Source organism: Parabacteroides chongii, assembly GCF_029581355.1.
GTDB classification, from domain to species: Bacteria; Bacteroidota; Bacteroidia; order Bacteroidales; family Tannerellaceae; genus Parabacteroides; species Parabacteroides chongii.
In genome coordinates this window covers 4,465,930-4,490,193 of record NZ_CP120849.1, presented here as the reverse complement: position 1 = coordinate 4,490,193, position 24,264 = coordinate 4,465,930, and the positions used below count along the sequence as shown (strand labels likewise).

Annotated in this window: 17 protein-coding genes; 11 read left to right on the top strand and 6 right to left on the bottom strand. The window is 42.0% G+C overall.

What is annotated here, in order from left to right:
* Positions 1-5: 5 nt before the first annotated feature.
* Positions 6-752 (bottom strand): NigD1/NigD2 family lipoprotein, encoded by a 747-nt coding sequence (locus tag P3L47_RS16930; RefSeq protein WP_122359949.1) that lies wholly within the window; start codon positions 750-752, stop codon positions 6-8.
* A gap of 213 nt (positions 753-965) precedes the next feature.
* On the opposite strand from P3L47_RS16930, the gene P3L47_RS16925 reads away from it, so the two are divergent.
* Complete coding sequence (locus P3L47_RS16925; RefSeq protein ID WP_199715342.1) at positions 966-1,124, top strand: hypothetical protein; 159 nt, start codon at positions 966-968, stop codon at positions 1,122-1,124.
* A 586-nt stretch (positions 1,125-1,710) separates the two neighbouring features.
* On the opposite strand, the gene P3L47_RS16920 is transcribed toward P3L47_RS16925, so the two are convergent.
* Positions 1,711-2,931: a tetratricopeptide repeat protein gene (locus P3L47_RS16920; RefSeq protein ID WP_122359948.1), complete on the bottom strand. Its 1,221-nt coding sequence runs from the start codon at positions 2,929-2,931 to the stop codon at positions 1,711-1,713.
* A gap of 40 nt (positions 2,932-2,971) precedes the next feature.
* Entirely contained in the window at positions 2,972-5,551 is a 2,580-nt protein-coding gene (gene gyrA, locus P3L47_RS16915) for a DNA gyrase subunit A (protein WP_122359947.1), read from the bottom strand.
* A gap of 379 nt (positions 5,552-5,930) precedes the next feature.
* On the opposite strand from gyrA, the gene P3L47_RS16910 reads away from it, so the two are divergent.
* From P3L47_RS16910 to tnpC, 5 genes are all read left to right on the top strand, one after another.
* Positions 5,931-8,492, top strand: coding sequence for an ATP-dependent Clp protease ATP-binding subunit (locus P3L47_RS16910; protein WP_122359946.1), 2,562 nt, complete (start codon positions 5,931-5,933; stop codon positions 8,490-8,492).
* A gap of 109 nt (positions 8,493-8,601) precedes the next feature.
* On the top strand, positions 8,602-10,653 hold the full coding sequence (gene htpG / locus P3L47_RS16905; RefSeq protein WP_122359945.1) for a molecular chaperone HtpG: 2,052 nt from the start codon (positions 8,602-8,604) through the stop codon (positions 10,651-10,653).
* A gap of 127 nt (positions 10,654-10,780) precedes the next feature.
* On the top strand, positions 10,781-11,356 hold the full coding sequence (locus tag P3L47_RS16900; protein ID WP_277781526.1) for a hypothetical protein: 576 nt from the start codon (positions 10,781-10,783) through the stop codon (positions 11,354-11,356).
* Complete coding sequence (gene tnpB, locus P3L47_RS16895) at positions 11,343-11,636, top strand: IS66 family insertion sequence element accessory protein TnpB (protein WP_277781525.1); 294 nt, start codon at positions 11,343-11,345, stop codon at positions 11,634-11,636. The genes P3L47_RS16900 and tnpB overlap by 14 nt, the downstream gene beginning before the upstream one ends.
* A gap of 303 nt (positions 11,637-11,939) precedes the next feature.
* The gene (gene tnpC, locus P3L47_RS16890) at positions 11,940-13,244 is read left to right on the top strand and encodes an IS66 family transposase (RefSeq protein ID WP_277781524.1); all 1,305 of its coding nucleotides are present in this window, start codon (positions 11,940-11,942) and stop codon (positions 13,242-13,244) included.
* Between the two features lie 231 nt (positions 13,245-13,475).
* On the opposite strand, the gene P3L47_RS16885 is transcribed toward tnpC, so the two are convergent.
* Positions 13,476-14,651: a vWA domain-containing protein gene (locus P3L47_RS16885; RefSeq protein WP_277781523.1), complete on the bottom strand. Its 1,176-nt coding sequence runs from the start codon at positions 14,649-14,651 to the stop codon at positions 13,476-13,478.
* Positions 14,652-14,804: 153 nt separating this feature from the next.
* On the opposite strand from P3L47_RS16885, the gene P3L47_RS16880 reads away from it, so the two are divergent.
* From P3L47_RS16880 to P3L47_RS16870, 3 genes are all read left to right on the top strand, one after another.
* Positions 14,805-16,502 (top strand): tetratricopeptide repeat-containing sensor histidine kinase, encoded by a 1,698-nt coding sequence (locus tag P3L47_RS16880; RefSeq protein WP_277781522.1) that lies wholly within the window; start codon positions 14,805-14,807, stop codon positions 16,500-16,502.
* 107 nt (positions 16,503-16,609) lie between these two features.
* Positions 16,610-20,470, top strand: coding sequence for a TIM-barrel domain-containing protein (locus P3L47_RS16875; RefSeq protein ID WP_277781521.1), 3,861 nt, complete (start codon positions 16,610-16,612; stop codon positions 20,468-20,470).
* Positions 20,471-20,606: 136 nt separating this feature from the next.
* Positions 20,607-21,368: a LytR/AlgR family response regulator transcription factor gene (locus tag P3L47_RS16870; protein ID WP_277781520.1), complete on the top strand. Its 762-nt coding sequence runs from the start codon at positions 20,607-20,609 to the stop codon at positions 21,366-21,368.
* On the opposite strand, the gene P3L47_RS16865 is transcribed toward P3L47_RS16870, so the two are convergent.
* The gene (locus P3L47_RS16865; RefSeq protein WP_199715340.1) at positions 21,369-22,214 is read right to left on the bottom strand and encodes a helix-turn-helix domain-containing protein; all 846 of its coding nucleotides are present in this window, start codon (positions 22,212-22,214) and stop codon (positions 21,369-21,371) included.
* A gap of 216 nt (positions 22,215-22,430) precedes the next feature.
* On the opposite strand from P3L47_RS16865, the gene P3L47_RS16860 reads away from it, so the two are divergent.
* The gene (locus P3L47_RS16860; RefSeq protein ID WP_122359935.1) at positions 22,431-22,655 is read left to right on the top strand and encodes a winged helix-turn-helix domain-containing protein; all 225 of its coding nucleotides are present in this window, start codon (positions 22,431-22,433) and stop codon (positions 22,653-22,655) included.
* 47 nt (positions 22,656-22,702) lie between these two features.
* Here the strand turns inward: P3L47_RS16860 and coaW are convergent, their stop codons facing one another.
* Positions 22,703-23,545, bottom strand: coding sequence for a type II pantothenate kinase (coaW, locus tag P3L47_RS16855; RefSeq protein WP_122359934.1), 843 nt, complete (start codon positions 23,543-23,545; stop codon positions 22,703-22,705).
* A 90-nt stretch (positions 23,546-23,635) separates the two neighbouring features.
* On the opposite strand from coaW, the gene P3L47_RS16850 reads away from it, so the two are divergent.
* A complete protein-coding gene (locus P3L47_RS16850) occupies positions 23,636-24,235 on the top strand; it encodes a MarC family protein (protein WP_122359933.1) in 600 nt (199 codons plus the stop codon).
* The last annotated feature ends 29 nt before the right edge of the window (positions 24,236-24,264 follow it).

The window sequence follows — 24,264 nt, the reverse complement described above, 5'->3', positions numbered from 1 at the left end:
AAAAGTTATTTCAGATTCAAAACACTTCTTTCTTCACCAATTCCAGACTTGTTGGAAGGAGTTGACTTACGTGTACAATAATCGAACTCTGCAGATTTTTCTCCGCTAAATGATTTCCATTTTAATTTCAGTTTAACGGTTTTACCTTGTGTGTCAGGCAGACTGTCCAGTTTGAACGCGACTAATCCATCACCTTCAGCACCGTAAACATCTCCATAAGCATTGTGGCGGAATTCTACCTCATAAGGATTAGCAGGATCCTGGTTTACCAATAAATTTACGAAATGAGCCTTATTACGATCTCCCCATAATGTTCTGAAACAAAGTGTCAGATAACCATCTTCTGCTATTGTCACCCAATCTTTAATCATTTCAACAGGATCAGCTCCATATACAGAGTCATTATCGACTCCCAAATCCGGAGCAGTTTGCTTAGTTAATATACTGTCTATCCAATTGATATGAACAGCTTTGCTATAACCTTCGCTAGGTTCGTTCACTTCACTGAAATTAACTAATGCTCTAACTTCCTTATTCCCAAAAGGAGAGGAGGTTATATTTGCAGGTAGCAAGGTTGTTGTGTCATCCAATTGCAGGAAAAATGAATTATCACTAACCGGCTTCACTGTCACTAGTGCGTTTGGAATCATATATCCATAATGATAGTCATCATTATCATCTAAACATGACTGAAAAGTCAGAGAAGTAAACAAAACGCCTGTGGCCATTAAAAATAATCTCAACGTCTTCATAGCTTATATCACTAAATTATTAATTGTTTATATGAAAGAAGATGGATAAGAGTTTGAAAATGCTGCAAAGAAGATTGATAAAATATATTAATAGCTCAATTAAAAACATTGTAGCTCTTGATTAAAGAAAATCTCTAAATAATTAAGGAAGATGATAGGGGTATTTTCTTTTTTTCTGTCTTATGTATGAAGTTGAATTTAAAAAGGAGAAAAATGGAAACAACAAAAAGAGAAAATCAAGTACCTATGTTGTGGTATTGGAGTGTTCCTGAAAACGGCATGGATATAGAAGATTGTGAGATGATAGCAAAGGAAAACCTTGTTAATTGTCAGATTAACAGGTATAGGGATATGCATATCGCATTTATTTAAAAACGAACAAATACAACGCAAAAAGGCATATGTCGTATCTTACCTGATACGACATATGCCTTTTTAGCTTTTATTAGCATACGGAAGCAAAACATATATAAATGACATTTTGTTATAATAGCGTATAAAATATAGTTCTTTGACGAAAATAGTTCTGTATATATGCTTGAAATAAGCAGGAAAAAATAACAGAAAATTAGTTAGTAGTCAGAACTAAATAAACCTTATCATTGTTATAATGATACACAGAGCTTAGAAGAAAGATTCTGTAATAATTATGTTAGTAGTATTTGTTTTTTCATATAAGTAGAGTTTGTTATTTGTTTGGTCCGTATGTAACTGTGAAGTTATATACGGATTTTTTATATAGTATAATTCGTTGTTTTACACTTTATCAATATAATATACTTTCACTACTACTTTTTATAATCACCATTATGTTTAATAGAAATATTTGAAATCTCTATCTCTTGCCTATTTTCTTGAATTTGAAACGCATGGAAAATACGATAGTCTGGAGATACACGGACAAAAAAATAGCCGTCTCGATTGTGAGACGGCTATTTTTTATATAATAAAATGATTATTATTTGTTCATTTCAGCTTCGATAGCTTCCAGTTCCGGACCCATGTTCAGATTATAATAGATACCTCTTAAAGCAATCATATATTCTGATTCATCAGGTTTTAATTCGTGAGCTTTCTGAAAATAAGGAAGAGCTTTTTTGAAAAGATCTTTAGCTACAGCTAATTCTTCCTGATATTTCTTACTATCATTGATCATATTAGCCTCACCTTGTTTGTTTACACCCTGGTTGTAATATACACGACCTAAGCTAGACAAAGATTCAGCTGATTCCGGATTGATTTCCAATGCTTTCTTGAAGAATTCTTCAGCCTTTGCATAATCTTTCAAACCTGTTTCATAAACGATACCCATCACATGATAAAGCTGTCCGTTCTCCGGATTCTTAGCAATAGCTGTTGTCAGATTTTCGATAGCCTTTTCATTCTGACCTGAACGAACATATGTATCGATCAAACTCATCAGATAAAAGTCTTCATTCGGAAATTTTACCAAACCTTCTTCCAATGTTTTTATGTGATTTACAGAATCACCTGCCTGTTGATATTCATAAGCCAGATACTGATAAACATCATTCTGTCTGAAATCTGTGTCTTTAGCACGGCTCAAAGCTTTGATAGCTGTAGGAGAATCACCCAGCTGAGTTGCAGCTACAGCAGCATAGAACTGAACTGTCATGAAAGTAGAGTCTTTCTCTGCAGTCTGAGTTCCTTCAAACATGGGTAATTCAGAGATTTCCAGATACTGATTAAAGAAATCATAAGCTTTCTTATAATCTTTCTGATCGAAATAGTAAGCACCACCGTTGAAATAATATACATGATCAGCACTCAAGATACTCTTGATGTCTTTTGTATATTTAGGTTTGATTTTACCTTTTTCATTAGGTAATTGATCCAGTTCGTAAGCTTTCTTGAAATAAGGAAGGATAGCGATCAATGCATCATACATAACCGGTTCGTTCGGCTGCTGTCCCAAAATCTGTTTTGTTCTTTCTGCACTAAACTGCTGATCTTCGATAAAACCTGCAACATACCATGTTTGAGCATCATCCTTTGATTCAGGATTTTCCATGGCTCCTTTGATTAAGGCTCTTGCTTCAGTAAAGTCAGCCTTGTCTCCTTTTGCAATACCCTGTGCTTCTTTAACGGCTTTCTTTTGAGCGAAAGAGGCAGAAGATGCTGCAACACATAATGCAACTGTTAACAATAATCGTTTCATTGTGATAGTAATTTGAGATTAATATTTCTATTTGTTTAAATTATTCATTTGTTGTCTCTTCAGTATCATTTGCGATATCTTCAGATCCTCCAAACCCGGTTAATTTTTCATTATTCTCATTCTGAGCATCCAGTTCAGCGTTTTCGTCATCCACCTCCTGCTCATCCGGTTCGGATAATACCTTACATACCGAGGCTATTTCATCGTTACGTTTACCTAAGTTGATCAGGCGTACACCTTGCGTTGCACGTCCGATAACGTTCAAGTCGGTAACTTTCATACGAATAGCAATACCGGACTTGTTGATGATCATGATATCATTTTCTACTGTAACATTTTTAATGGCAACAAGTTTACCTGTCTTATCTGTAATGTTGAGCGTCTTAACACCTTTACCGCCACGGTTCGTCATACGGTAATCTTCCACAACCGAACGTTTTCCGTAACCCTGCTCAGAAACAACTAATACCGTATCGGCTTCCTTGTCTTTGATACATACCATTCCTACAACTTCATCGGCAGGATCGTCATCCAATGTCATACCCCTTACTCCGGATGCTGTACGTCCCATTACACGAACAGCACTTTCATGGAAACGTATAGCACGTCCATTACGGTTTGCAATCAGCACTTCATTATTGCCGTTTGTCAAACAAACTTCGATCAAGCCGTCGTCTTCACGCAATGTGATGGCGTTTACACCATTCTGGCGCGGACGTGAATATGCTTCAAGCAATGTTTTCTTGATAACACCTTTCTTGGTACAGAACAACAGATAATGTGAATTGATAAATTCGGTATCAGTTGTCAGTTTCTTTACACGGATAAAAGCATTTACTTTATCATCCGGTTCGATATTCAATAAATTCTGGATAGCTCTACCCTTCGCATTCTTAGCTCCTTCAGGTATTTCGTATACTTTCAGCCAATAACATTTACCTTTTGCCGTAAATATCAGCAAGGTTGCATGCATGGATGCCGGATAGATATATTCTACGAAGTCTTCGTCACGTGTTACCGATCCCTTTGCTCCTACTCCGCCACGTCCCTGGGCACGGAATTCGCTCAGTGGCGTACGCTTGATGTATCCCATGTGAGAAATGGTGATGATCATTTCATCATCCGCATAGAAATCTTCCGGATTCAGTTCTTCGGAAGCATATACGATATCCGTTTTACGCTCATCGCCAAACTTTTCTTTTACTTCTTCCAGTTCTCCTTTGATAACGTCCATACGAACATCCTCGTTTTCAAGAATTTCTTTTAAACGGGCGATCAACTTCTCTATTTCTTCGTATTCCGCACGCAGTTTATCCTGTTCCAGTCCGGTCAACTGGCGAAGTCTCATTTCAACAATGGCACGTGCCTGAATATCAGACAGCGAGAAACGTTCCATCAAACGTTCGATAGCCTCATTCGGGCTTTTCGATGATTTGATGATAGCGATTACTTCGTCGATATTGTCTGAGGCAATGATCAAACCTTCCAGGATATGCGCTCTTTCTTCCGCTTTCTTCAGTTCGAAACGTGTACGACGGATAACAACTTCATGCCGATGTTCGATAAAAGCCTTGATCATATCTTTCAAGTTCAACTGTCTCGGACGACCGTTGACCAAAGCGATATTGTTTACACTGAAAGAAGATTGCAGTGCAGTCAGCTTATACAATTTATTCAGTACAACACCAGAGTTGGCATCACGTTTCACATCGACGACAATACGCATACCGTTACGGTCGGATTCATCGTTCACGTTGGAAATACCGTCAATACGTTTATCGTTTACCAGATCAGCTATATACTTGATCAATTCAGCCTTATTAACAAGATAAGGAATTTCGGTAATAACAATCTTCTCGTGATTGTTTTCTACTTCAATCTCTGCTTTACCACGGAGGATGATACGTCCTCTACCGGTTTCAAAAGCTTCTTTTACGCCGGCATATCCGTAGATCGTTGCACCGGTCGGAAAGTCAGGAGCTTTGATATATTGCATCAATCCTTCTACGTCAATATCTCCACGAGCGTCGATATAGGCAATACATCCGTCAAGTACTTCGGTCAAATTGTGTGTCGGCATATTTGTAGCCATACCAACAGCAATACCCGAACCTCCATTTACCAGCAGATTAGGAATACGGGTCGGCAACACAGTCGGTTCTTTCAGCGTATCATCAAAGTTCAGCTGAAAATCTACTGTATCCTTCTCGATGTCCCGGAGCATTTCCTCGGCAAGCTTACTTAATCTTGCCTCCGTGTAACGCATAGCGGCAGGACTGTCACCGTCCACAGAACCAAAGTTACCTTGTCCATCGACCAATGTATAACGCATAGACCATGTCTGTGCCATACGAACCATTGCGAAATAGACGGACGAGTCGCCATGTGGATGATATTTACCTAAAACTTCACCAACAATTCTCGCAGATTTTTTATAAGGTTTGTCGGATGTATTTCCCAATTCATTCATTCCAAACAAAATACGACGATGAACCGGTTTAAAACCATCCCTAACATCCGGAAGGGCACGTGAAACGATGACAGACATTGAATAGTCAATGTATGCCGATTTCATTTCCTCCTCGATGTTAATCTTAATAATTCTGTCTTGATCAACCATTTAGTTTTATATTAATTACACTCAATATCTCATCTTTTAAAAAGTGCACTAAGGTAAGGCTTTTCCCTGTATCACGAAAGTTTTTATGCTGAAAAAAATGTTTTTATTCCGCATCCGGGGGAAACAGCTCTTTTTTCAAAAAAGTGTTTCATCCTAATGGAACAAGTGTTTCATCTAGGAGAAACAACTGTTTCACCCTAGTGAAACACTATTCTTCTGCCGTACTTTTACCGGATAGACAAGGAGCTTAATAAGGATATTTAAGCACTTTCTTCATTTTTCTTAGGAATAATGGCATGAATTTTGTTAGATATATAGAGAGAGTTTACTAACTTTGTATTCACATACATTATTTATAAAGAGAAGGATTCATTTTAATATGAAAAATAATTATTCGAAAAGGCTTATTGACGTTATAGAATATAGCCGCGAAGAGGCCGCCAGGCTTCAAAACAGCTATATCGGGCCGGAACACTTAATGCTTGGTATCATCCGCGACGGTGAAGGTAAAGCCATGCAGTTATTGCGTGATTTGCATGCCGACGTATTCGATATAAAGAGAAGAATTGAGCAGGAGATCAAAAATACATTTGAGACAGAAGAGGCCGAACTGCATGATATAGCGATCAGTAAGACAACAGAACGTGTTTTACGTATGAGCATGTTGGAATCCCGTTTGTTCAAGACAGACGAGACCGGCACGGAACATTTGTTGTTGGCCATCCTGAAAGAAGAGTTCAACGTAGCCGCCAAAGCACTGAGCGAAGCCGGTATAAACTATCGTAACGTATACAACAACCTGGTTGGCGGAACCGACATGAACCGCATGGAAGAGCTGGAAGAGATCGACGAGATCAGCGACGGTTACACAGATGATGAAGACGACGAAGATGAAGACTTCTCTTCCCGCAAAGAGTCTCCCCGCTCCTCTTCCGGAACCGGAGCCGCACAACCGAAGTCGCCAAACGATACACCTGTACTGGACAATTTCGGTACAGATATGACACGTGCTGCTGCCGAGAATAGGTTGGACCCGATCGTCGGTCGTGAAAAAGAGATCGAACGTCTGGCACAGATATTAAGCCGTCGTAAAAAGAACAATCCGGTACTGATCGGTGAACCGGGAGTTGGTAAATCTGCTATCGTAGAAGGACTTGCCCTACGTATTATCCAGCGAAAGGTATCACGGGTATTGTTCGACAAGCGCGTGATCAGCCTGGACATGGCTTCTATCGTAGCCGGAACAAAATACCGCGGACAGTTTGAGGAACGCATCAAAGCCATCCTGAACGAACTTTCGAAGAACCCGAACATCATCCTGTTCATCGATGAGATCCATACGATCGTAGGTGCAGGATCGGCTTCCGGCTCTATGGATGCGGCCAACATGCTGAAACCGGCCCTGGCACGTGGTGAAATACAATGTATCGGCGCTACGACTTTGGATGAGTATCGTAAGAACATCGAGAAAGACGGAGCTTTGGAACGTCGTTTCCAAAAGGTGATCGTCGACCCGACAACAGCCGAAGAGACATTGCAGATATTGAAAAATATTAAACCGCGTTACGAAGAACATCACAATGTGATCTATACTGACGAAGCCCTCGATGCTTGTGTAAAGCTGACAGAGCGCTATATCAGCGACCGTAACTTCCCGGATAAAGCGATCGACGCCCTGGATGAGGCAGGTTCTCGCGTACATATATCTAATATCACCGTTCCGAAAAGCATCGAAGAACTGGAAGCAAAGATAGAAGATACAAAAACAGAAAAACTGGCAGCCGTGAAGTCTCAGAATTTCGAACTGGCCGCAAGTTTCCGTGATAAAGAGCGTCAATATCTGCTGCAGTTGGAAGCCGCAAAAGCCAAATGGGAACAGGAATTGCAGGAGCACCGCGAAACAGTGGATGAAGACAAAGTTGCCGAAGTAGTAGCCATGATGTCAGGCGTTCCCGTTCAGCGTATCGCTAAAGCTGAAAACCTGAAACTGCTGGAAATGGCAGAGAACCTGAAAAAGCAGGTAGTCGGCCAGGACGATGCCGTTCAGAAGATCGTAAAAGCGATCCAGCGTAACCGTGTCGGTCTGAAAGATCCGAACAAGCCGATCGGTACCTTTATGTTCTTAGGTCCGACAGGTGTAGGTAAAACTCACCTTGCCAAGAAGTTAGCAGAATACCTGTTTGACTCGGCAGATGCTTTGGTTCGTATCGACATGAGTGAATATCTTGAAAAGTTCGCGGTTTCCCGCCTGATCGGTGCACCTCCGGGATACGTAGGTTATGAAGAAGGTGGTCAGTTAACAGAAAAAGTTCGTCGTAAACCCTACTCTGTCGTATTGCTGGATGAGATCGAAAAAGCGCATCCCGATGTATTCAACCTGTTGTTGCAGGTACTCGACGAAGGTCGCTTGACTGACAGTCTTGGCAGACGGATCGACTTTAAGAACACTATTCTGATCATGACTTCCAATATCGGAACACGTCAGTTGAAAGACTTCGGTCGTGGTGTCGGATTCAGTTCGCAGGCTGCCGGTGAACCGGATAAGGATTTCTCACGCAGCGTAATTCAGAAAGCGTTGAACAAGGCGTTCGCTCCGGAATTCTTGAATCGTGTCGACGACATCATCATGTTCGACCAGCTTGATAAAGATGCAATCCACAAGATCATCGATATTGAGTTACAGGGACTTTACAAACGTGTTTGTGGTCTGGGTTACGAATTGGTTCTTACCGATGAGGCAAAAGACTTCATCGCAACGAAAGGCTACGATGTACAGTTCGGTGCCCGTCCACTGAAACGTGCTATCCAGAAATACCTGGAAGATGAAATGGCAGAACTGATCATCCGTGCTTCTGTAGGTGAAGGCGACAAGATCGTTGTAGACTTCAACAAAGAAGAACAGAAAATAGTAACATCCGTAGAAAAGAAGGAACAGGAATAAGCCGTTTCTTCCGGTAATAAAGTCAAAATGTCAGATAGAACCTATCTGGCATTTTTTTTGTTTATATCGTAACGTCAAACGAATAGTATAACATAAAAATATAAATAAAATGGCTAAACAAGGAAACATAGGTGTTACAAGCGAGAACATCTTCCCTATCATTAAAAAGTTTTTGTATAGTGACCACGAAATCTTTCTTCGTGAATTAGTGTCAAATGCTGTCGATGCTACTCAGAAATTAAAAACACTGGCATCTGTCGGAGAATTCAAAGGCGAGCTGGGAGATTTGGCAGTCCATGTAAGTTTCGACGACAAGATCATCAAGATTTCCGACCGTGGTATCGGTATGACCGCTGAAGAGATCGACAAATATATTAACCAGATTGCTTTCTCTGGTGCTGAAGAGTTCGTAGAGAAATACAAGAATGATGCAGCAGCTATCATCGGACATTTCGGTCTGGGTTTCTATTCTTCTTTCATGGTTTCAAAGAAAGTGGAGATTGTCACCAAATCTTATAAAGAAGGTGCTGTTCCTATGAAATGGAGTTGCGACGGTACACCTGAGTATACATTGGAAGAAACACAAAAAGACGATCGCGGAACAGATATCATCCTGTATATCGATGATGAAAACAAAGACTTCCTGAATAAAGACAAGATCAACGGCTTGCTGACAAAATACTGCCGGTTCCTTCCGGTTCCTATTGCATTCGGTAAAAAACAGGAATGGAAAGACGGTAAATATGTCGATACTGACGAAGACAATATCATTAACGAGATCACACCGGCATGGGTTCGCAAACCGACCGATATGACCGATGAAGATTATAAGAAATTCTACCGTGACCTTTATCCTATGTCAGAAGAACCTCTGTTCTGGATTCATCTGAATGTAGACTATCCGTTCAACCTGACAGGTATCCTGTATTTCCCGCGTATCAAGAGCAATCTCGACCTGCATCGCAATAAGATACAGCTCTACAGTAACCAGGTGTTCGTAACCGACTCCGTAGAAGGTATCGTTCCTGAGTTCCTGACACTGTTGCATGGTGTACTTGATTCTCCGGACATTCCTCTGAACGTTTCCCGTTCTTATCTGCAGAGCGATCAGAATGTGAAGAAGATATCCAACCACATCACCAAGAAGGTGGCCGACCGCCTGGAAGAAATCTTCAAGAACGACCGTCCTCAGTTTGAAGAAAAATGGGATAGTCTGAAGTTATTCATCCAGTATGGTATGTTGAGCGACGAAAAGTTCTATGACCGTGCTGCCAAATTTGCTCTTCTGAAAGACGTGGACGGCAAATACTACACATTCGAAGAATACAAAGCACTGGTTGAAACGAATCAGACGGACAAGGACGGCAACCTGATCTACCTGTACACAACGAATGTAAACGACCAGTACAGTTATATCCAGGCTGCTAAAGATAAAGCATACAGCGTATTGATCATGGACGGTCAGCTGGATGTGCATGCCATCAGCCAGATGGAACAGAAGTTTGAAAAGACTCGTTTCGTCCGTGTAGACAGCGATACGATCGACAATCTGATCCGTAAAGAGAATGTTGGTCAGGTAACATTGGATGAAGATCAGAAGAATGCCTTGCAGGAAATGTTCAAGAGTCAGTTGCCGAAGATAGAAAAGACAGACTTTATCGTTACTTTCGAAGCATTGGGTGAAAATTCAAATCCTGTCATGCTGACACAGAGCGAATATATGCGCCGTATGCGTGAAATGTCTGCTATGCAGCCGGGTATGTCATTCTATGGCGAAATGCCTGACAACTACAACCTGGTACTGAATACGGATCACGAACTGGTTAAGAAAGTACTTTCGGACGAAGAACAGAACTGTGAAGAAAGGCTGAAACCGATCCTGGCAGATCTGAAAGGTTGGAAAGCTCGTCAATCAGATCTTCGTGATGCTCAAAACAACAAGAAAGAAGAAGAGATCACTTCTGAAGAAAAAGAAGACATGACGAATACGAATCATAAGATCGACGAACTGGTTTCACAGCGTAATGCCATCCTGGCCGAATATGCTGCTGGCAACAAGTTGGTCAGCCAGTTGATCGACCTGGCTCTGCTCGCCAACGGCATGCTGAAAGGCGAGGCATTAAGCCAGTTTATCAAACGTAGCGTCCAGTTGATCGGATAAGTTCATCCTTTTTAACTGAAACGTCACAAAAAAGATAAAAGCCTTGCAGTTTGTAATGTATAACCATCCGCGATAGCGTATTGTAGCCTGCCTGTAGAAATATTAACCTTGCCATAAAAATAAAATTATGGATAAAGTTAAACTCTACAGGCAGGTTTTTTCTGCTTTTAAAGAACTATGTGCTTCAGGAAAGCAACCAGGTTCATTTAGTGATTATTGTCGGGAACATGGGGTGTCTCAATGTCAAATGCCAATTGTTCTCAAGGGTGAATTCCAACAGGTACAAACTATTACAGGATATAGAAGACTAACAGGGAAAGGCCTCCTTTACTCTCAAATTTACGATGATTTTAAAGAACTGTGTGCTGAAGGAAAACAACCGGGAACATTCCAAAGTTTTTGTGACAAACATGGAGTAACCCGTAAGCAAATACACAATTATCTTAACTCCCACAAACTAAAGGTTGTCGGTTTGCCCGGATACTCGGAACCGATAGGGCATAAACGAGAACAATACCAGGAAGTACCTTTTGAAGACATTATCTTTGAAGAAGCAGGTTTTCTTCCCTCCACCCTTGACCGTGTTATAACAGTGAAAGTGGATGGACACGTAACTGTCAGTTTTCCCTCTGACACAGATATTGATGTTATAGCAAAGTTTGCCGACAGGACAAGAAAGGAGGCAGGTTATGTGGGGGCTTGAACAGGGTTTGCGATTATGGGTATGCCCATCTCCGGTATCAATGCGTTATGGTATACGCGGACTGACACAAAAGGTGTGGTCATGGAAAGGCCATTCACCTGCCTCAGGTGATGTTTATGTGTTTTTCTCACGTGACCGCAAGACCATGAAGGCTTTAAGATGGGATGGCGATGGATTTTTAATGTACACTAAAAGATTGTCGCAAGGGCATTTCAGAGAAGTCGCCAAAAAGATGATACGAGTGTTCGCCGGCTTCAGTGGGACGATTTTTATATGTTGATGAGAGGTCTGACGCCTGTAAAGGTTACAGTCGAAAGTCGCTTCAGAATGGCCGTTAAATAGTATTTAATGTATTGACAATCAGCAATAATAACACCTATTAAAGTTGCCTGTATCAGATATTTTTCATATCTTTAGAGTATGAAAAAAGATGAACTGATAGAACTGTTACAACGCCAAATCGACTTTCTTCAAGGGAAGTTAGATGTGGCACTGAGTTCTAATCAGTTCGCTTACTTTAGCAAATGAAAAACTGATTGCAACCGTAGAAGAACTGCGCAAACAGATAATCTCGCTGGAGGATGTGGTCAAAGGAAAAGGTGCAGAACTAAGCAAAGAGAAGGCTGCACGTAAAGCGGTGCAGCGTTTACAAGGTTCATCCTCTGAAATGCAGGCAAAACCGATAGAAGCTGTTGCCGGGCAGACAGAGCAGAAGCCTCAAAGAAAACGGACTAATAATGGTGCTAAAAGAAAAACTCATCCGGAGTGTAAGGTTGAAATTATCGAGGTTGAGCCTGACACTCCTGACTTCAGAGCTGAGTTGGCTACATTTATCGGAACATGTGAGGTGGTACGGTATGAAATGATACCAACACGCTTTATCAAGAAAATATACAAGATAAAGAAGTATGTTCAGGATGACAAGGTCTTCAAAGGAATGGCACCTGTAGCGCCTCTTTTCAACTCTCAGTATACGGCATCTTTTATAGCCGGACTCGCGGAACTGCGCTATCTACATGGAATGCCACTTGAGAATGCAGTCGAATACTTCCGTGCACACGGCTTTGATCTTGACAAGGGTACCGCACAGAAACTTGTCAGCAAGACAAAGGTGCAACTGGAAAATCTGTATAAGGCTCTTGCTAAAGCCATACTTGATGACAATTATATCTGTGGTGATGAAACATATCAAAAAGTGCGACTTCAGGTAGCTACTCCATCGGGAAAGAAAATCAAAAAAGGATATATATGGGTATTCGTCGGTATGACCACAGGTCTTGTTTTCTTCTTTTATGATGACGGCTCACGCAGTGCTGAGGTGTTTGAACGCCAGATTAAGGGCTTCAAAGGAGCCTTTCAATGCGATTATTACTCTGGCTATCGCAATATCGGCATCGGTGAGATGACCGGAATAAAACGACTGCCATGTCTTCAGCATATAAAGCGCAAGTTTCTTGATATAAAGGATAATAGTCAAGCTCAGGAAATAGCAAAACTCTTTGGTTTGCTGTATCACTTTGAGCACATGCATCGCATCGGTAAAGATGGATGGACAGAGAACACACACATTCAGTGGAGACAGCGATACTCAAAGGTGATACTTGAGAAAATCTACATGAGGCTAATTGCTGTAAAAGACCGTACTGGCATACCACCCGATGACCCTTTGCTCGCAGCTACTAATCACGCTCTTAAACAATGGCATGAGATACCGTTGATTTTTGCATCACCGACATATCGACTTGACAACAATGAAGTGGAGCGGATCAATCGCTACATATCCCTGACGCGCCGCAGGCTTACAATAGGCTCCCACACAGGAGCCGAAGCTGCCATTGTATCACTCGTTGGCAATAACATGTCACCGATGTGGAGTTTATGTGTTTGATTACTTCTGTGACATCATTGACAAATGTGCTGCATGGGCACCAAACACTCCCATAGAAAAATATCGCGATTTACTGCCTGATCGTTGGATACATACGCAAAAATAGCCGTCCAAATAAACTGGACGGCTATTTTTTATTGCCTTATCTGCTATCGCGGATGGTTATACATCAGAAACTGCAAGGCTTTTCCATTATAAACTAAAGTCTTTATTCCAAATAGGCAAAGGGTATTATTCAGCCGTATATCCTTTTATTTTTGCTACGGCAAGAACGGATTCCGTAATAGCCTTTCCCAGATCATCCCCTTTGTTTTCTCCTTCCTTTTTCAGTTGTTCATCTATATAAATCTGACGTTTAACAGCCAATTCATTGATTTCTTTCTGAATTAAAGTTCTCTCCTCCTCTTTCTGCTTGATGAATGTTTTCAGTTCTTCCGGAGATTTGTTCCGTAATTCCTCTGGTAACTCCTCTTTTTTTATACGTGACAAAGCATCTTTGTCTTCTTTCACCTTATCGACCAGGTCCCAGGAAGTGTTTTTATAAACAGCTTTGGATTTACTGACAGCCCGTTCCGTATAGTTGGCAGAAGAAATAGAACCGGCATTTCTATCCTGAACGGTCTGATTCATTTTACGTTCTTTTCCAACTATACCATAACCGATATACGTGTCATTCAGCTTTTCATTGCATAAAATGATCTGCGGATCGAAAGGTGTTTTGATCGCTCTGACCGTTGCGTTCGCATCTATATTGAAAAACTTGCCATTACCCCTTAATGCTGCATCCTGCCAGAAATCACCTATACCGACATCTTCACTGCCACAATGGATCGTATTAACAAAAATATCTTTTTTAAGTGCATTGGCTATTGCCGTTTTATAGGAAATATTTCCCTGGGTGAACTCTTCATTTCCAGCTATATAGATCAGCTTCATATCAGCCTTACTATTCCCCCACTCCAATTCATTCACAGCACGTTGGATAACCGTACCGCAATATTCCTCACTACCGTTGGTCGTCAAAGCAAACAGCTCTTTCGAGATCAGATCAAGATCCGCTGTCAAAGGAGTGATCCGGCGTATATAATCGCCATCATACCGTTTATAACTGCCATATTCATATAACGCTATTTCAATATCCGGCGCTTCACCATTATATTTCAGCGTGGTGAGTGTATTCACGATATTCCACAAACGGGACTTAGCCTGTTCAATTAATCCCTGCATACTGCCGGAAGTATCCAACAGGATAGCCACTTGTATTTTTGTCTTTTTGGCAGACACTTCATTTACAACCGGAGTACAGGCTGGCTCTGCCGATGCCGTCGTGTTTCTCGCCTCCAACATACAGCCTATGGCCGTTGTCAATGCAGTAAATAAGATGCATAGTAGAATAATTCTTTTCATATTCGGATTTTTTTTAATAGGTTTATGGCTCAAAAATAAGATGTTAGAAATTAAGATTCCGGGAAGAATGGGTGAACCGGCGTTTTGAGTTGGTGAAATATAGGATATAAATGTTTTACATATGCTTACTTTACAATCTCAATAAAACATTCAATGAACAGACTGATCATATATCTGACAATATGGGTACTTGGTAGCCTTTCTGTGACTATAACAGCGCAGGATTCAATACCTTCTGTGTCGAAAAAAAGTACGAAAAGCGCCGTCATGAAACTATCCACTTCGCTTGAAAGTGGTAAATCGGATGAATTGCTAGCAAGTGATTATGAAGAACTGGCAAAGACACTGACCGTACAAGGAGAATATGAAAAAGCGGAAAACTACCTTCTCAATGCCAGAAAACTATATGAAAAGCTGAAAGATAAAGAGAAAATAGCCCGTGCAGACCGGGAGATCGGCCGCATCCAGGAGACATTGGGAAAGATAGATGCCGCCATTCTTAGTTACGCCAGTGCTGCTCATTTATCACGGAATAAAGAGTTCAGGGAGTTGAACAATAATGATGTCAATCGGTTAAAGAATATATCCGATCCGATAGCTCAATCACCTTATATCAAGAGCAATATAAAATTACTGAACGCCTCCAACAAGCCGGAACAGCAGGTGGACCGTGTCGCCGCTTTCCACCAGATGGCAAATGTAAACTTGACCATGAATAATAAGGAAGCCGCCCTAAGCAACTTAAACAGCATATTAGATGAAGTGAAAGACAAACCGGTGGAGACCATCAAAGTCCAACGGGAAATAGCCAAAGTCTATGCCGCCGACAGCCAAAAGGTTAAAGCAATAGCCTCCCTCCAGCAATCCTACGACATGGCATTAAAAGAAGGGCACACCATGGAAGCGAAGAAAAGCCTGGAACAGCTGGTCGATCAATACAGGAAAGACAACCAGCCCCGGAAAGCGCTGGACCTGTATGCCGGCTTTATAGAGAATCTGGAACCGCTGGTCAAGTCGGACAGCACACTGATCGATCAGAAATTCTTTCAGGCACACGAGGCACGGATCGCCCAGTTGGAGAAGGAACGTATTCTTAAAGATGAACTGATCAGAAAGAAAAACACATTCAACTATGTCCTGATCGGTTCGATTGTCTTGATCCTTGTCTTTCTCATATTCACGGTAAAAGCCTGGTATTCCATTCGCCGAAAAAACAAAAAGATCGCCCTTCAGTCGTTACGCCGTGAGATGAATCCCCATTTCATCTTCAACAGCTTGAATAGTGTAAATCAGTTCATAGCCCAAAACAATGAGCTGGAAGCAAACAAATACCTTTCCTCCTATTCCCGCTTGATGCGAAACATACTGGAAAACTCTAACAAAGATTTCACCCCTCTTTCGACGGAACTGGAACAGTTGAAAGAATACCTGGACCTGGAACACATGCGTTTCAGCGATAAGTTTGTCTATGAAATAGACGTGGACGAATCGCTCGACCCCGATCATATTTCCATTCCTAATATGCTGATACAACCGCAATTGGAAAATGCAGTATGGCACGGGCTACGCTATAAGGAATCCGGCGGATTATTACGCCTGTCCGTCAAATCGGAAAGTAACAGTCTTTGTGTCAAAATTGAAGACAACGGCATCGGCTTGAAAAAAAGTAACGAACTTAAAACCCGTCATCAGAAAGAACATCATTCACGCGGGCTGACCAATACCCGCGAACGGATCAACCTGTTGAATAGTTTGTACAATATGCACATAACAATCGAAATAACCGAAAAAGAAAACAGTGAAAACGGCACCGGTGTAATCGTCCTGCTTCGCTTCCCCCTTATTGTCTGATTGCATCTTTTATTTTTATTATTCGATATATTTATTATTTTTTGCTCATGAAAATAATAACCAGTAAGTTTGTTGCTTAAATCATTTATTCGTTAAAACAGACAAACATGAATGACACTATTAGAAAAATGAAGCAAAAGAAAGTGCTCATACTCGCTCTTGCCTTTCCTTTGTTTTCACCATTACCCATGCAGGCCATGCAAAAAGCCGACAATGTATGTATGGAAATGCAGCAGGGTAAAACAATTGTCGGTGTAAAACAGATCAATCCCACGACAGTAGAAGTTCTGTTCTCCGACAATCAGAGAGTAACCTATGATTTTTACGGGGAAAACATCTTCAGAATGTTTCAGGATGTCAACGGCGGAATCCTCCGTGACCCGGAAGCCAAACCGGAAGCACAGATCCTGGTCGACAACCCCAGAAGAAACCTCTCTCCACTGACGCTGAAAGAAGATAACAACACTATTTCTATCAGCACTAATAGGATAAGACTGGAACTGGATAAAAGCACCTCCCTGCTGAAAGTAATCAATCTGGTTACTGACAAAGTAGCATTCGAGGAAGTAAAACCGGTTCTTTATGACAAAGGAAAAACAATCCTTACCTTGAAAGAAAATCCGGGTGAATACTTTTATGGCGGCGGTGTGCAGAACGGACGTTTCTCTCACAAAGGAAAAGCGATAGCCATCGAAAATCAGAACAGCTGGACAGACGGCGGAGTTGCCTCTCCTACTCCTTATTATTGGTCAACCAACGGTTACGGTTTCATGTGGTATACTTTCAAACAAGGTAAATATGATTTTGGTGCAGCTGAAAAAGGCAGCGTAATACTTTCTCATGATACCGATTATCTGGACGCATTCTGTATGGTCAGCGATGGTGCAGTGCCTCTGCTGAACGACTTCTACCAGCTGACAGGTAATCCCGTCTTATTGCCGAAGTTCGGTTTCTACCAGGGACATCTGAATGCCTACAACCGCGACTATTGGGTGGAAGACGAAAAGGGAATCCTGTTCGAAGACGGTAAACGTTATAAAGAAAGTCAAAAAGATAACGGTGGTATCAAAGAATCATTGAACGGAGAAAAGAATAACTACCAGTTCTCCGCCCGTGCCGTGATCGACCGCTATAAAAATCAGGATATGCCGCTTGGCTGGTTGTTACCTAACGACGGTTACGGTGCCGGATACGGACAGACGGAAACCCTGGACGGAAATATTCAAAACCTGAAGAGCCTGGCTGATTATGCCCATAAGAACGGTGTGGAAATCGGACTCTGGACACAATCGGACTTGCATCCGAAACCAGAAGTCAGTGCCCTGCTGCAGCGCGATATCGTAAAAGAGGTTCGTGATGCCGGTGTCCGTGTACTGAAAACAGACGTGGCATGGGTTGGTGCCGGTTATTCATTCGGCCTGAATGGTGTAGCCGATGTAGGCCACATCATGCCTTATTACGGAAATGACGCCCGTCCTTTCATTATCTCTTTGGACGGCTGGGCCGGAACACAACGATATGCCGGCATCTGGTCGGGCGACCAGACAGGCGGCCAGTGGGAATATATCCGCTTCCATATCCCGACATACATCGGTTCCGGATTGTCCGGGCAACCGAATATCACATCTGATATGGACGGTATCTTCGGTGGCAAAAACCTGGCGATGAATACCCGTGATTTCCAGTGGAAGACATGGACACCAATGGAGTTAAACATGGACGGCTGGGGGGCTAACGAGAAATATCCGCATGCCCTCGGCGAACCGGCTACCTCCATCAACCGCTGGTATCTGAAACTGAAGTCCGAACTGATGCCTTACGCCTACAGTATCGCTAAAGAAGCGGTGGACGGTAAGCCGATGATCCGTGCAATGTTCCTTGAATATCCGAATCCTTATACGTATGGTAAGGCAACAGAATACCAGTTCATGTACGGACCGTACTTCCTGGTGGCTCCTATCTACCAGGAAACACAGGCTGACGAGAAAGGAAATGATATCCGCGACGGAATCTATCTGCCCGAAGGTACCTGGGTTGACTATTTCACCGGAGAAAAATATGCAGGCAACTGTGTGATCAATAACTTCGCTTCTCCACTGTGGAAACTGCCGGTATTTGTAAAAAGCGGTGCTATCATCCCGATGACAAACCCGAACAACAACGTGGCGGAAATCAATAAGAATCTGCGTATCTACGAAATCTATCCGGATGGTTACAGTTCATTTACCGAATATGACGATGATGGTATCACACAGGCCTATCTGAAAGGTGAAGGTGTAACGACACTGATCGAATCGGAAGTGGGTAATAAGAATAACGTAACTGTCACGATCCAGCCGGCTACCGGATACTTCAACGGCTTTGTAAAAGATAAAGCGACAGAGCTGCGTTTCAATGTTTCCGAAATGCCGAAAAAAGTCGCAGCAAAAGTAGGCAAAGACAAAGTAAAACTGACAGAAGCCCGTTCTATGGACGAATATCTGAAAGGTGAAAACGTTTATTTCTACGACGCTACTCCTAACTTGAACAAGTTCGCCACGAAAGGAAGCGATTTTGAAAAGGTTACGATTACCAAAAATCCTCAGTTGCTGGTTAAACTAGCCGCCACGGATATTACGGAAAATACGACAACAGTTACTTTCGAAGGTTATAAATTCGATATGGGTGACAGCCACCGTGTTTCAACCGGAACCCTGACCGCTCCTACTGCACAGGTAACGGAAGAAAACAGGGAAGCCTACACATTGAAACCGACCTGGAATAAAGTGACAGGTGCTGACTTCTACGAAATCGAGTTCAACGATATGCTGTATACGACTATCAAGAATACAGAACTATTGTTTGACGGACTGAATGCTGAAACAGATTACACATTCAAGATCCGTTCGGTTAACAAAGACGGTTATTCTGACTGGGCTTCTTTCGGTGTAAAGACAAAATCCAACCCGCTTGAATTTGCCATTAAGGGTATCCGCGGTGAAGTGACGGCAGAAGAGCAGGACGGCTTTGAAATATTCCGTCTGTTCGACTTTGCAGAACTGGGTGATATGTTCCATACGAAATATCGCAAAAATGCTATACCGTTCGATATGATCATCGACCTGCGTACAGTCAACCAACTAGATAAGTTCCATTATCTGTCCCGTCAGGACGGCGGCAACGGTACTATGCTGAGAGGCTTCGTTTCTTATAGTATGGATAAAGAAAACTGGACACCGGTCGACTCCTTCAAGTTTGAACGCAACGGCGATGTGAAGATTTTCGAATTCAAGGATAAACCGAAAGCACGCTACATCAAGCTAAATATAACGGAAGGTGTAGGCAATTACGGTTCAGGACGCGAATTGTATGTATTCAAAGTTCCGGGAACAGAAAGCTATCTGCCGGGTGACATCAACAACGACAAGAAGATCGACAGCAACGACCTGACTTCTTACATGAACTATACCGGTCTGCGCAAAGGCGACAGCGATTTCGATTATGTAAGTGCAGGCGATATCAACCAGAACGGTTTGATCGATGCATATGATATTTCGGTTGTCGCAACCCAGCTGGATGGCGGTATCGAAGAACAGGGAACGGAAAAAGTAGCCGGAACAATCGAACTCAGTACTCCGAAGCAGAACTACAACAAAGACGAAATCGTTGAAGTAAAGGTAAAAGGTACAGACTTGAAAGCTGTCAACGCATTAAGCTTCGCTTTACCTTACGACCAGCAGGATTACGAATTTATCGGCGTAGAACCGCTAAACCTGAAAGCGATGGAAAACCTGACTTACGACCGTTTGCATACCAGCGGCCAAAAAGCCCTGTATCCTACTTTCGTCAATCTGGGCGACAAGGAAACACTGGAAGGCACTTCCGACTTGTTCATTCTGAAGCTGAAAGCAAAACGTAAAGTCAAATTTAACCTGAAAGCCATCGACGGCATACTGGTCGACCAGGACTTAAATATGTGCAAATTCTAAATGATTTTAGATAAAACATCCCAATCCCTTGTCTCAGACATTTGTGCTGAGACAAGGGATTTTTTATGACTGATTATATTATCTTTGCCTGAGTGAAATCAGTTAAATTGTTGAATGATCGATATAGAATGCTGATATGGAAATGCTGCAAAAAATAAGAAGTGTAATCGTTGAAGACGAATCGGCTGCCCGTGAAGCACTGAAGAACTACCTGGCAAAATATTGTCCGGCTGTCGAAGTGATCGGTGAAGCCCACGATTGTAAATCAGCCGTTCCTCTACTCCACGAGCTGGAACCTCAATTGGTTTTTCTTGATGTTGAAATGCCCTACGGCAACGCGTTCGATGTGCTGGAAGGTTGCAGGGATTTGTATTTCGAAACAATCTTTGTCACAGCTTTTTCCGAATATTCACTTCGCGCACTCAACCAAAGTGCCGCCTACTATCTGCTGAAACCTGTCAGCATCGAAGAACTGATACTCGCCGTAAATAAGGTGCAGCAACATATCATAAACAGAGAGATATTCAACCGGAACAAGATCCTGGTCGAAAACCTGCATGAACCTAAACCGGAAAAACGCCAGGTCATACTTCCTACCCTCGAAGGTTTTGAAGTGATCCGGATGGAAGATATTATCCGGTTACAGGGAAACGGAAACTTTACCGATATCTATTTGAAAGACAAAAGTAAGAAGATGGTTTGCCGTTTCCTGAAATACTTCAGTGAAATACTCCCGTTCCCGTTTGTCCGTGTACACAAATCGCATATTATCAATTTTCATTGCATCAAATCTTATCATAAAAGCTCCGGTGGCTATGTCGTGCTGGACGATAATACGGAAATAGAAGTTTCTACCAGTTACAAAGATGATTTCCTCCGGTTACTAAAGTCCCAATGACTAACTATTACGATACTCCTGGGGAGTCATGCCCGTATGCCGCTTGAAATACCGGTTGAAGAAAGACATATTGTTGAATCCTAACGAGAAAGCAATCTCCTTGATGGGAAGTTCGGTCGATTTGAGTTGTGCCTTGATATCCATCAGTACGATCGCCGTTATAATGCCCAAAGCCGTTTTTCCTGTTTCTTTCTTGATAGTCGAACAGAAGTGTGAAACAGTAACCCCGAGTTGCTCCGCATAAAAAGCGACATTGCGCTGTGTTGTATAATGCGACATGACTAGTTTGATAAACTCCCGGCACATCTCTTTGCTTCGTGTGCGCAGCTGGTTCTTCCATTTCCCGTGGTTCTTGTATAACTCGGCTGTCCCCTGTATGAAAATGGTAAATACGGATTTGATAATATCTTTATTTTCCAGCGTACAAGGAAAAGAATAAGCATGGATCAAAGGCTTGAACAAATCCATATATAATTGGCAAATATCTTCCGACAAACAGATAACAGGCTCTTCCGCCAGCATGGGAAGTAACCGGATAGTCGTTAAGATCAGATTATTGTTATCCATAAACTCCTGTGAAAAGCAGGCAAAAAAGAAACGGGCATCCGCCGATACCTCATTGATCTGCACAAAGCAATCAGGGGTTAATGTGACGAAATCGTATTCTTTTATTTTATGTTCGGATAAGTTGATAGTGACTTTTACAGAGCCTTTAACGCATAGAGCAAAGAGCGCAGCTTTCATTTTGCATGAGAAATGCACGTAACGATTCAGCATATCTCCGGAGATATTGTCACCAGCAATAAAATCCGTAGGAATGTCAAATATTTGTATGTTTGCTCCCATATTGTACCGATTAATGATTTTCAAAGATAGTATATTTGATTTTTCTACAATAATAATCGCAAAAACAGAACATATAAACCCAATAATAGGAATTGACCATTCTTTTCAAATCCGTGTACTTTGCAAATGATTAATCAAAGAAAAAATGAACCGAAAGAGTTCTCTTTTGTTTTTATATAGAAAGAGGACATGTATTACATCTAATAAATAATAATTATGGAACTAGAGAAGATCGGAGAAAACGCCGGAAAAATCTGGCATGTGCTGAATGAAGGAAGAGAATTGACAATACCAGAACTGAGCAGACGAATCGACCAAAGCCACGAAAATACGACAATGGCTATCGGCTGGCTGGCACGTGAAAACAAAATCTACATACAGCGTAAAAATGGGCAGATATATGTAAGTAATGGCGTGATACAGGGCCTTTACTTCGGATAAAACAGAAGCTCCGGAAAGTCACTTTGAACTTTCCGGAGCTTTTTTATTCAGCCGATAGGCAGATAATTTCTTTTATTTATATAGGTCAGTGCCGCCCCGATCGCCGTCCGGTATTCTGCATAATCAGGTATGTGGAAACGGCCGCCGTACATATCTTCAAGACGGGGAAATATATCCTTGCACTGAGGCAGTTTGGTCAGATTCCCAATCAATACGAAATCGCGTATATCACTGTTTAAAGCAGCCAGGATCACCGACTGGCCGATACATTGCAGTACCATATAAATAATACCCAAAGCAACATCTTCATGCGAAGTATTTGCATCAGCTTTACCAAAGGTAGAGGCAGTAGCGTCCAGCGGCAAACCTGGTAAAGGTATATTACAAATATCTTTGATCTGCAGGTTTATGGTCGTAATGTCACCTTTTAAAGCAAGGGCGACCACCTGATGGAAATCCTGTGTCTTCAGCAATAACCGGGATAATCCCAATACTGTTCCGCCGCCGATCCCAATACCGCCGATATGCTCTATTTTTGTTCCGTCCACTTTAACGAACGAAGTACCAGTTCCCATACTGACAACGATCAGCTTATCCAGTTGTGTCATATACTGTGCTCCCAGCCCGTTCGCCAGAAATTCATCCGTTTTAGCTGTCGGCAAACCATACAAAGGTTGGTTGATAGATGCACTTCCCACGCCGGTAAGCATCACTTTCTCAATGGCAGAAAGAGGAATATCGTTATCATACAAATATTTTCCGAAAGCACCGAATAAAGATGTCACCGGATCGGTTGCCCTGACGAACATCGGATTTTTGATTTCCTTACCATCTATGCCGACGATCTTCGTCGTGCTCCCTCCTACGTCTATACCAATTACTATACCCATAACTTTTTTGTTAATATCGGATTCAAAGATACGTCTTCTCATTGAAATATAGTATCTTCACGGGAGAAACTAAAAAAAGGAGGACCGTATATGTTTTCAGAATTTAATTTTCAACAAATGATCAGTGCATTTATCGTGCTTTTTGCTGTAATCGACATCATCGGTTCCATTCCTATCATTATAAATCTAAAGGAAAAAGGTAAAGAAGTGAACGCTTTAAAAGCTACGGTCATTTCTTTTATCCTGATGATCGGTTTCTTCTATGCCGGAGACTTTCTACTGAAACTTTTTCATGTGGATATAGAATCCTTTGCCGTGGCAGGCGCTTTTGTCATCTTCCTGTTATCACTGGAAATGATACTGGATATCGAGATATTCAAAAATAACGGACCGATCAAAGAAGCCACGCTGGTACCCCTTGTATTCCCTTTGCTGGCGGGTGCGGGATCATTCACCACACTGCTTTCACTCAGGGCCGAATATGCCAATATCAATATCGTAGTCGCCTTGATACTGAATATGCTGTGGGTCTATTTTGTTGTCCGCATGACCAAACAAGTGGAACATTTGCTGGGGAAAGGCGGTATCTACATCATTCGCAAATTCTTCGGTATTATCCTGCTGGCGATCTCTGTCAGGTTGTTCACAGCCAATATCACCTTGCTGATCGAGGCTCTGCACAATCAATAAAAGCCAATAAACAAATAATTAGAAACTTA

Bases quoted from the DNA above. Each gene is read 5' to 3' on its own strand.
- P3L47_RS16880 (WP_277781522.1), top strand. From the start codon at position 14,805: ATGAACAGACTGATCATATATCTGACAATATGGGTACTTGGTAGCCTT.
- P3L47_RS16900 (WP_277781526.1), top strand. From the start codon at position 10,781: ATGGATAAAGTTAAACTCTACAGGCAGGTTTTTTCTGCTTTTAAAGAA.
- tnpB (WP_277781525.1), top strand. From the start codon at position 11,343: ATGTGGGGGCTTGAACAGGGTTTGCGATTATGGGTATGCCCATCTCCG.
- gyrA (WP_122359947.1), bottom strand. From the start codon at position 5,551: ATGGTTGATCAAGACAGAATTATTAAGATTAACATCGAGGAGGAAATG.
- P3L47_RS16910 (WP_122359946.1), top strand. From the start codon at position 5,931: ATGAAAAATAATTATTCGAAAAGGCTTATTGACGTTATAGAATATAGC.
- P3L47_RS16850 (WP_122359933.1), top strand. From the start codon at position 23,636: ATGTTTTCAGAATTTAATTTTCAACAAATGATCAGTGCATTTATCGTG.
- P3L47_RS16860 (WP_122359935.1), top strand. From the start codon at position 22,431: ATGGAACTAGAGAAGATCGGAGAAAACGCCGGAAAAATCTGGCATGTG.
- P3L47_RS16875 (WP_277781521.1), top strand. From the start codon at position 16,610: ATGAATGACACTATTAGAAAAATGAAGCAAAAGAAAGTGCTCATACTC.
- P3L47_RS16930 (WP_122359949.1), bottom strand. From the start codon at position 752: ATGAAGACGTTGAGATTATTTTTAATGGCCACAGGCGTTTTGTTTACT.
- P3L47_RS16885 (WP_277781523.1), bottom strand. From the start codon at position 14,651: ATGAAAAGAATTATTCTACTATGCATCTTATTTACTGCATTGACAACG.
- P3L47_RS16920 (WP_122359948.1), bottom strand. From the start codon at position 2,931: ATGAAACGATTATTGTTAACAGTTGCATTATGTGTTGCAGCATCTTCT.
- htpG (WP_122359945.1), top strand. From the start codon at position 8,602: ATGGCTAAACAAGGAAACATAGGTGTTACAAGCGAGAACATCTTCCCT.
- P3L47_RS16870 (WP_277781520.1), top strand. From the start codon at position 20,607: ATGGAAATGCTGCAAAAAATAAGAAGTGTAATCGTTGAAGACGAATCG.
- P3L47_RS16865 (WP_199715340.1), bottom strand. From the start codon at position 22,214: ATGGGAGCAAACATACAAATATTTGACATTCCTACGGATTTTATTGCT.
- P3L47_RS16925 (WP_199715342.1), top strand. From the start codon at position 966: ATGGAAACAACAAAAAGAGAAAATCAAGTACCTATGTTGTGGTATTGG.
- coaW (WP_122359934.1), bottom strand. From the start codon at position 23,545: ATGGGTATAGTAATTGGTATAGACGTAGGAGGGAGCACGACGAAGATC.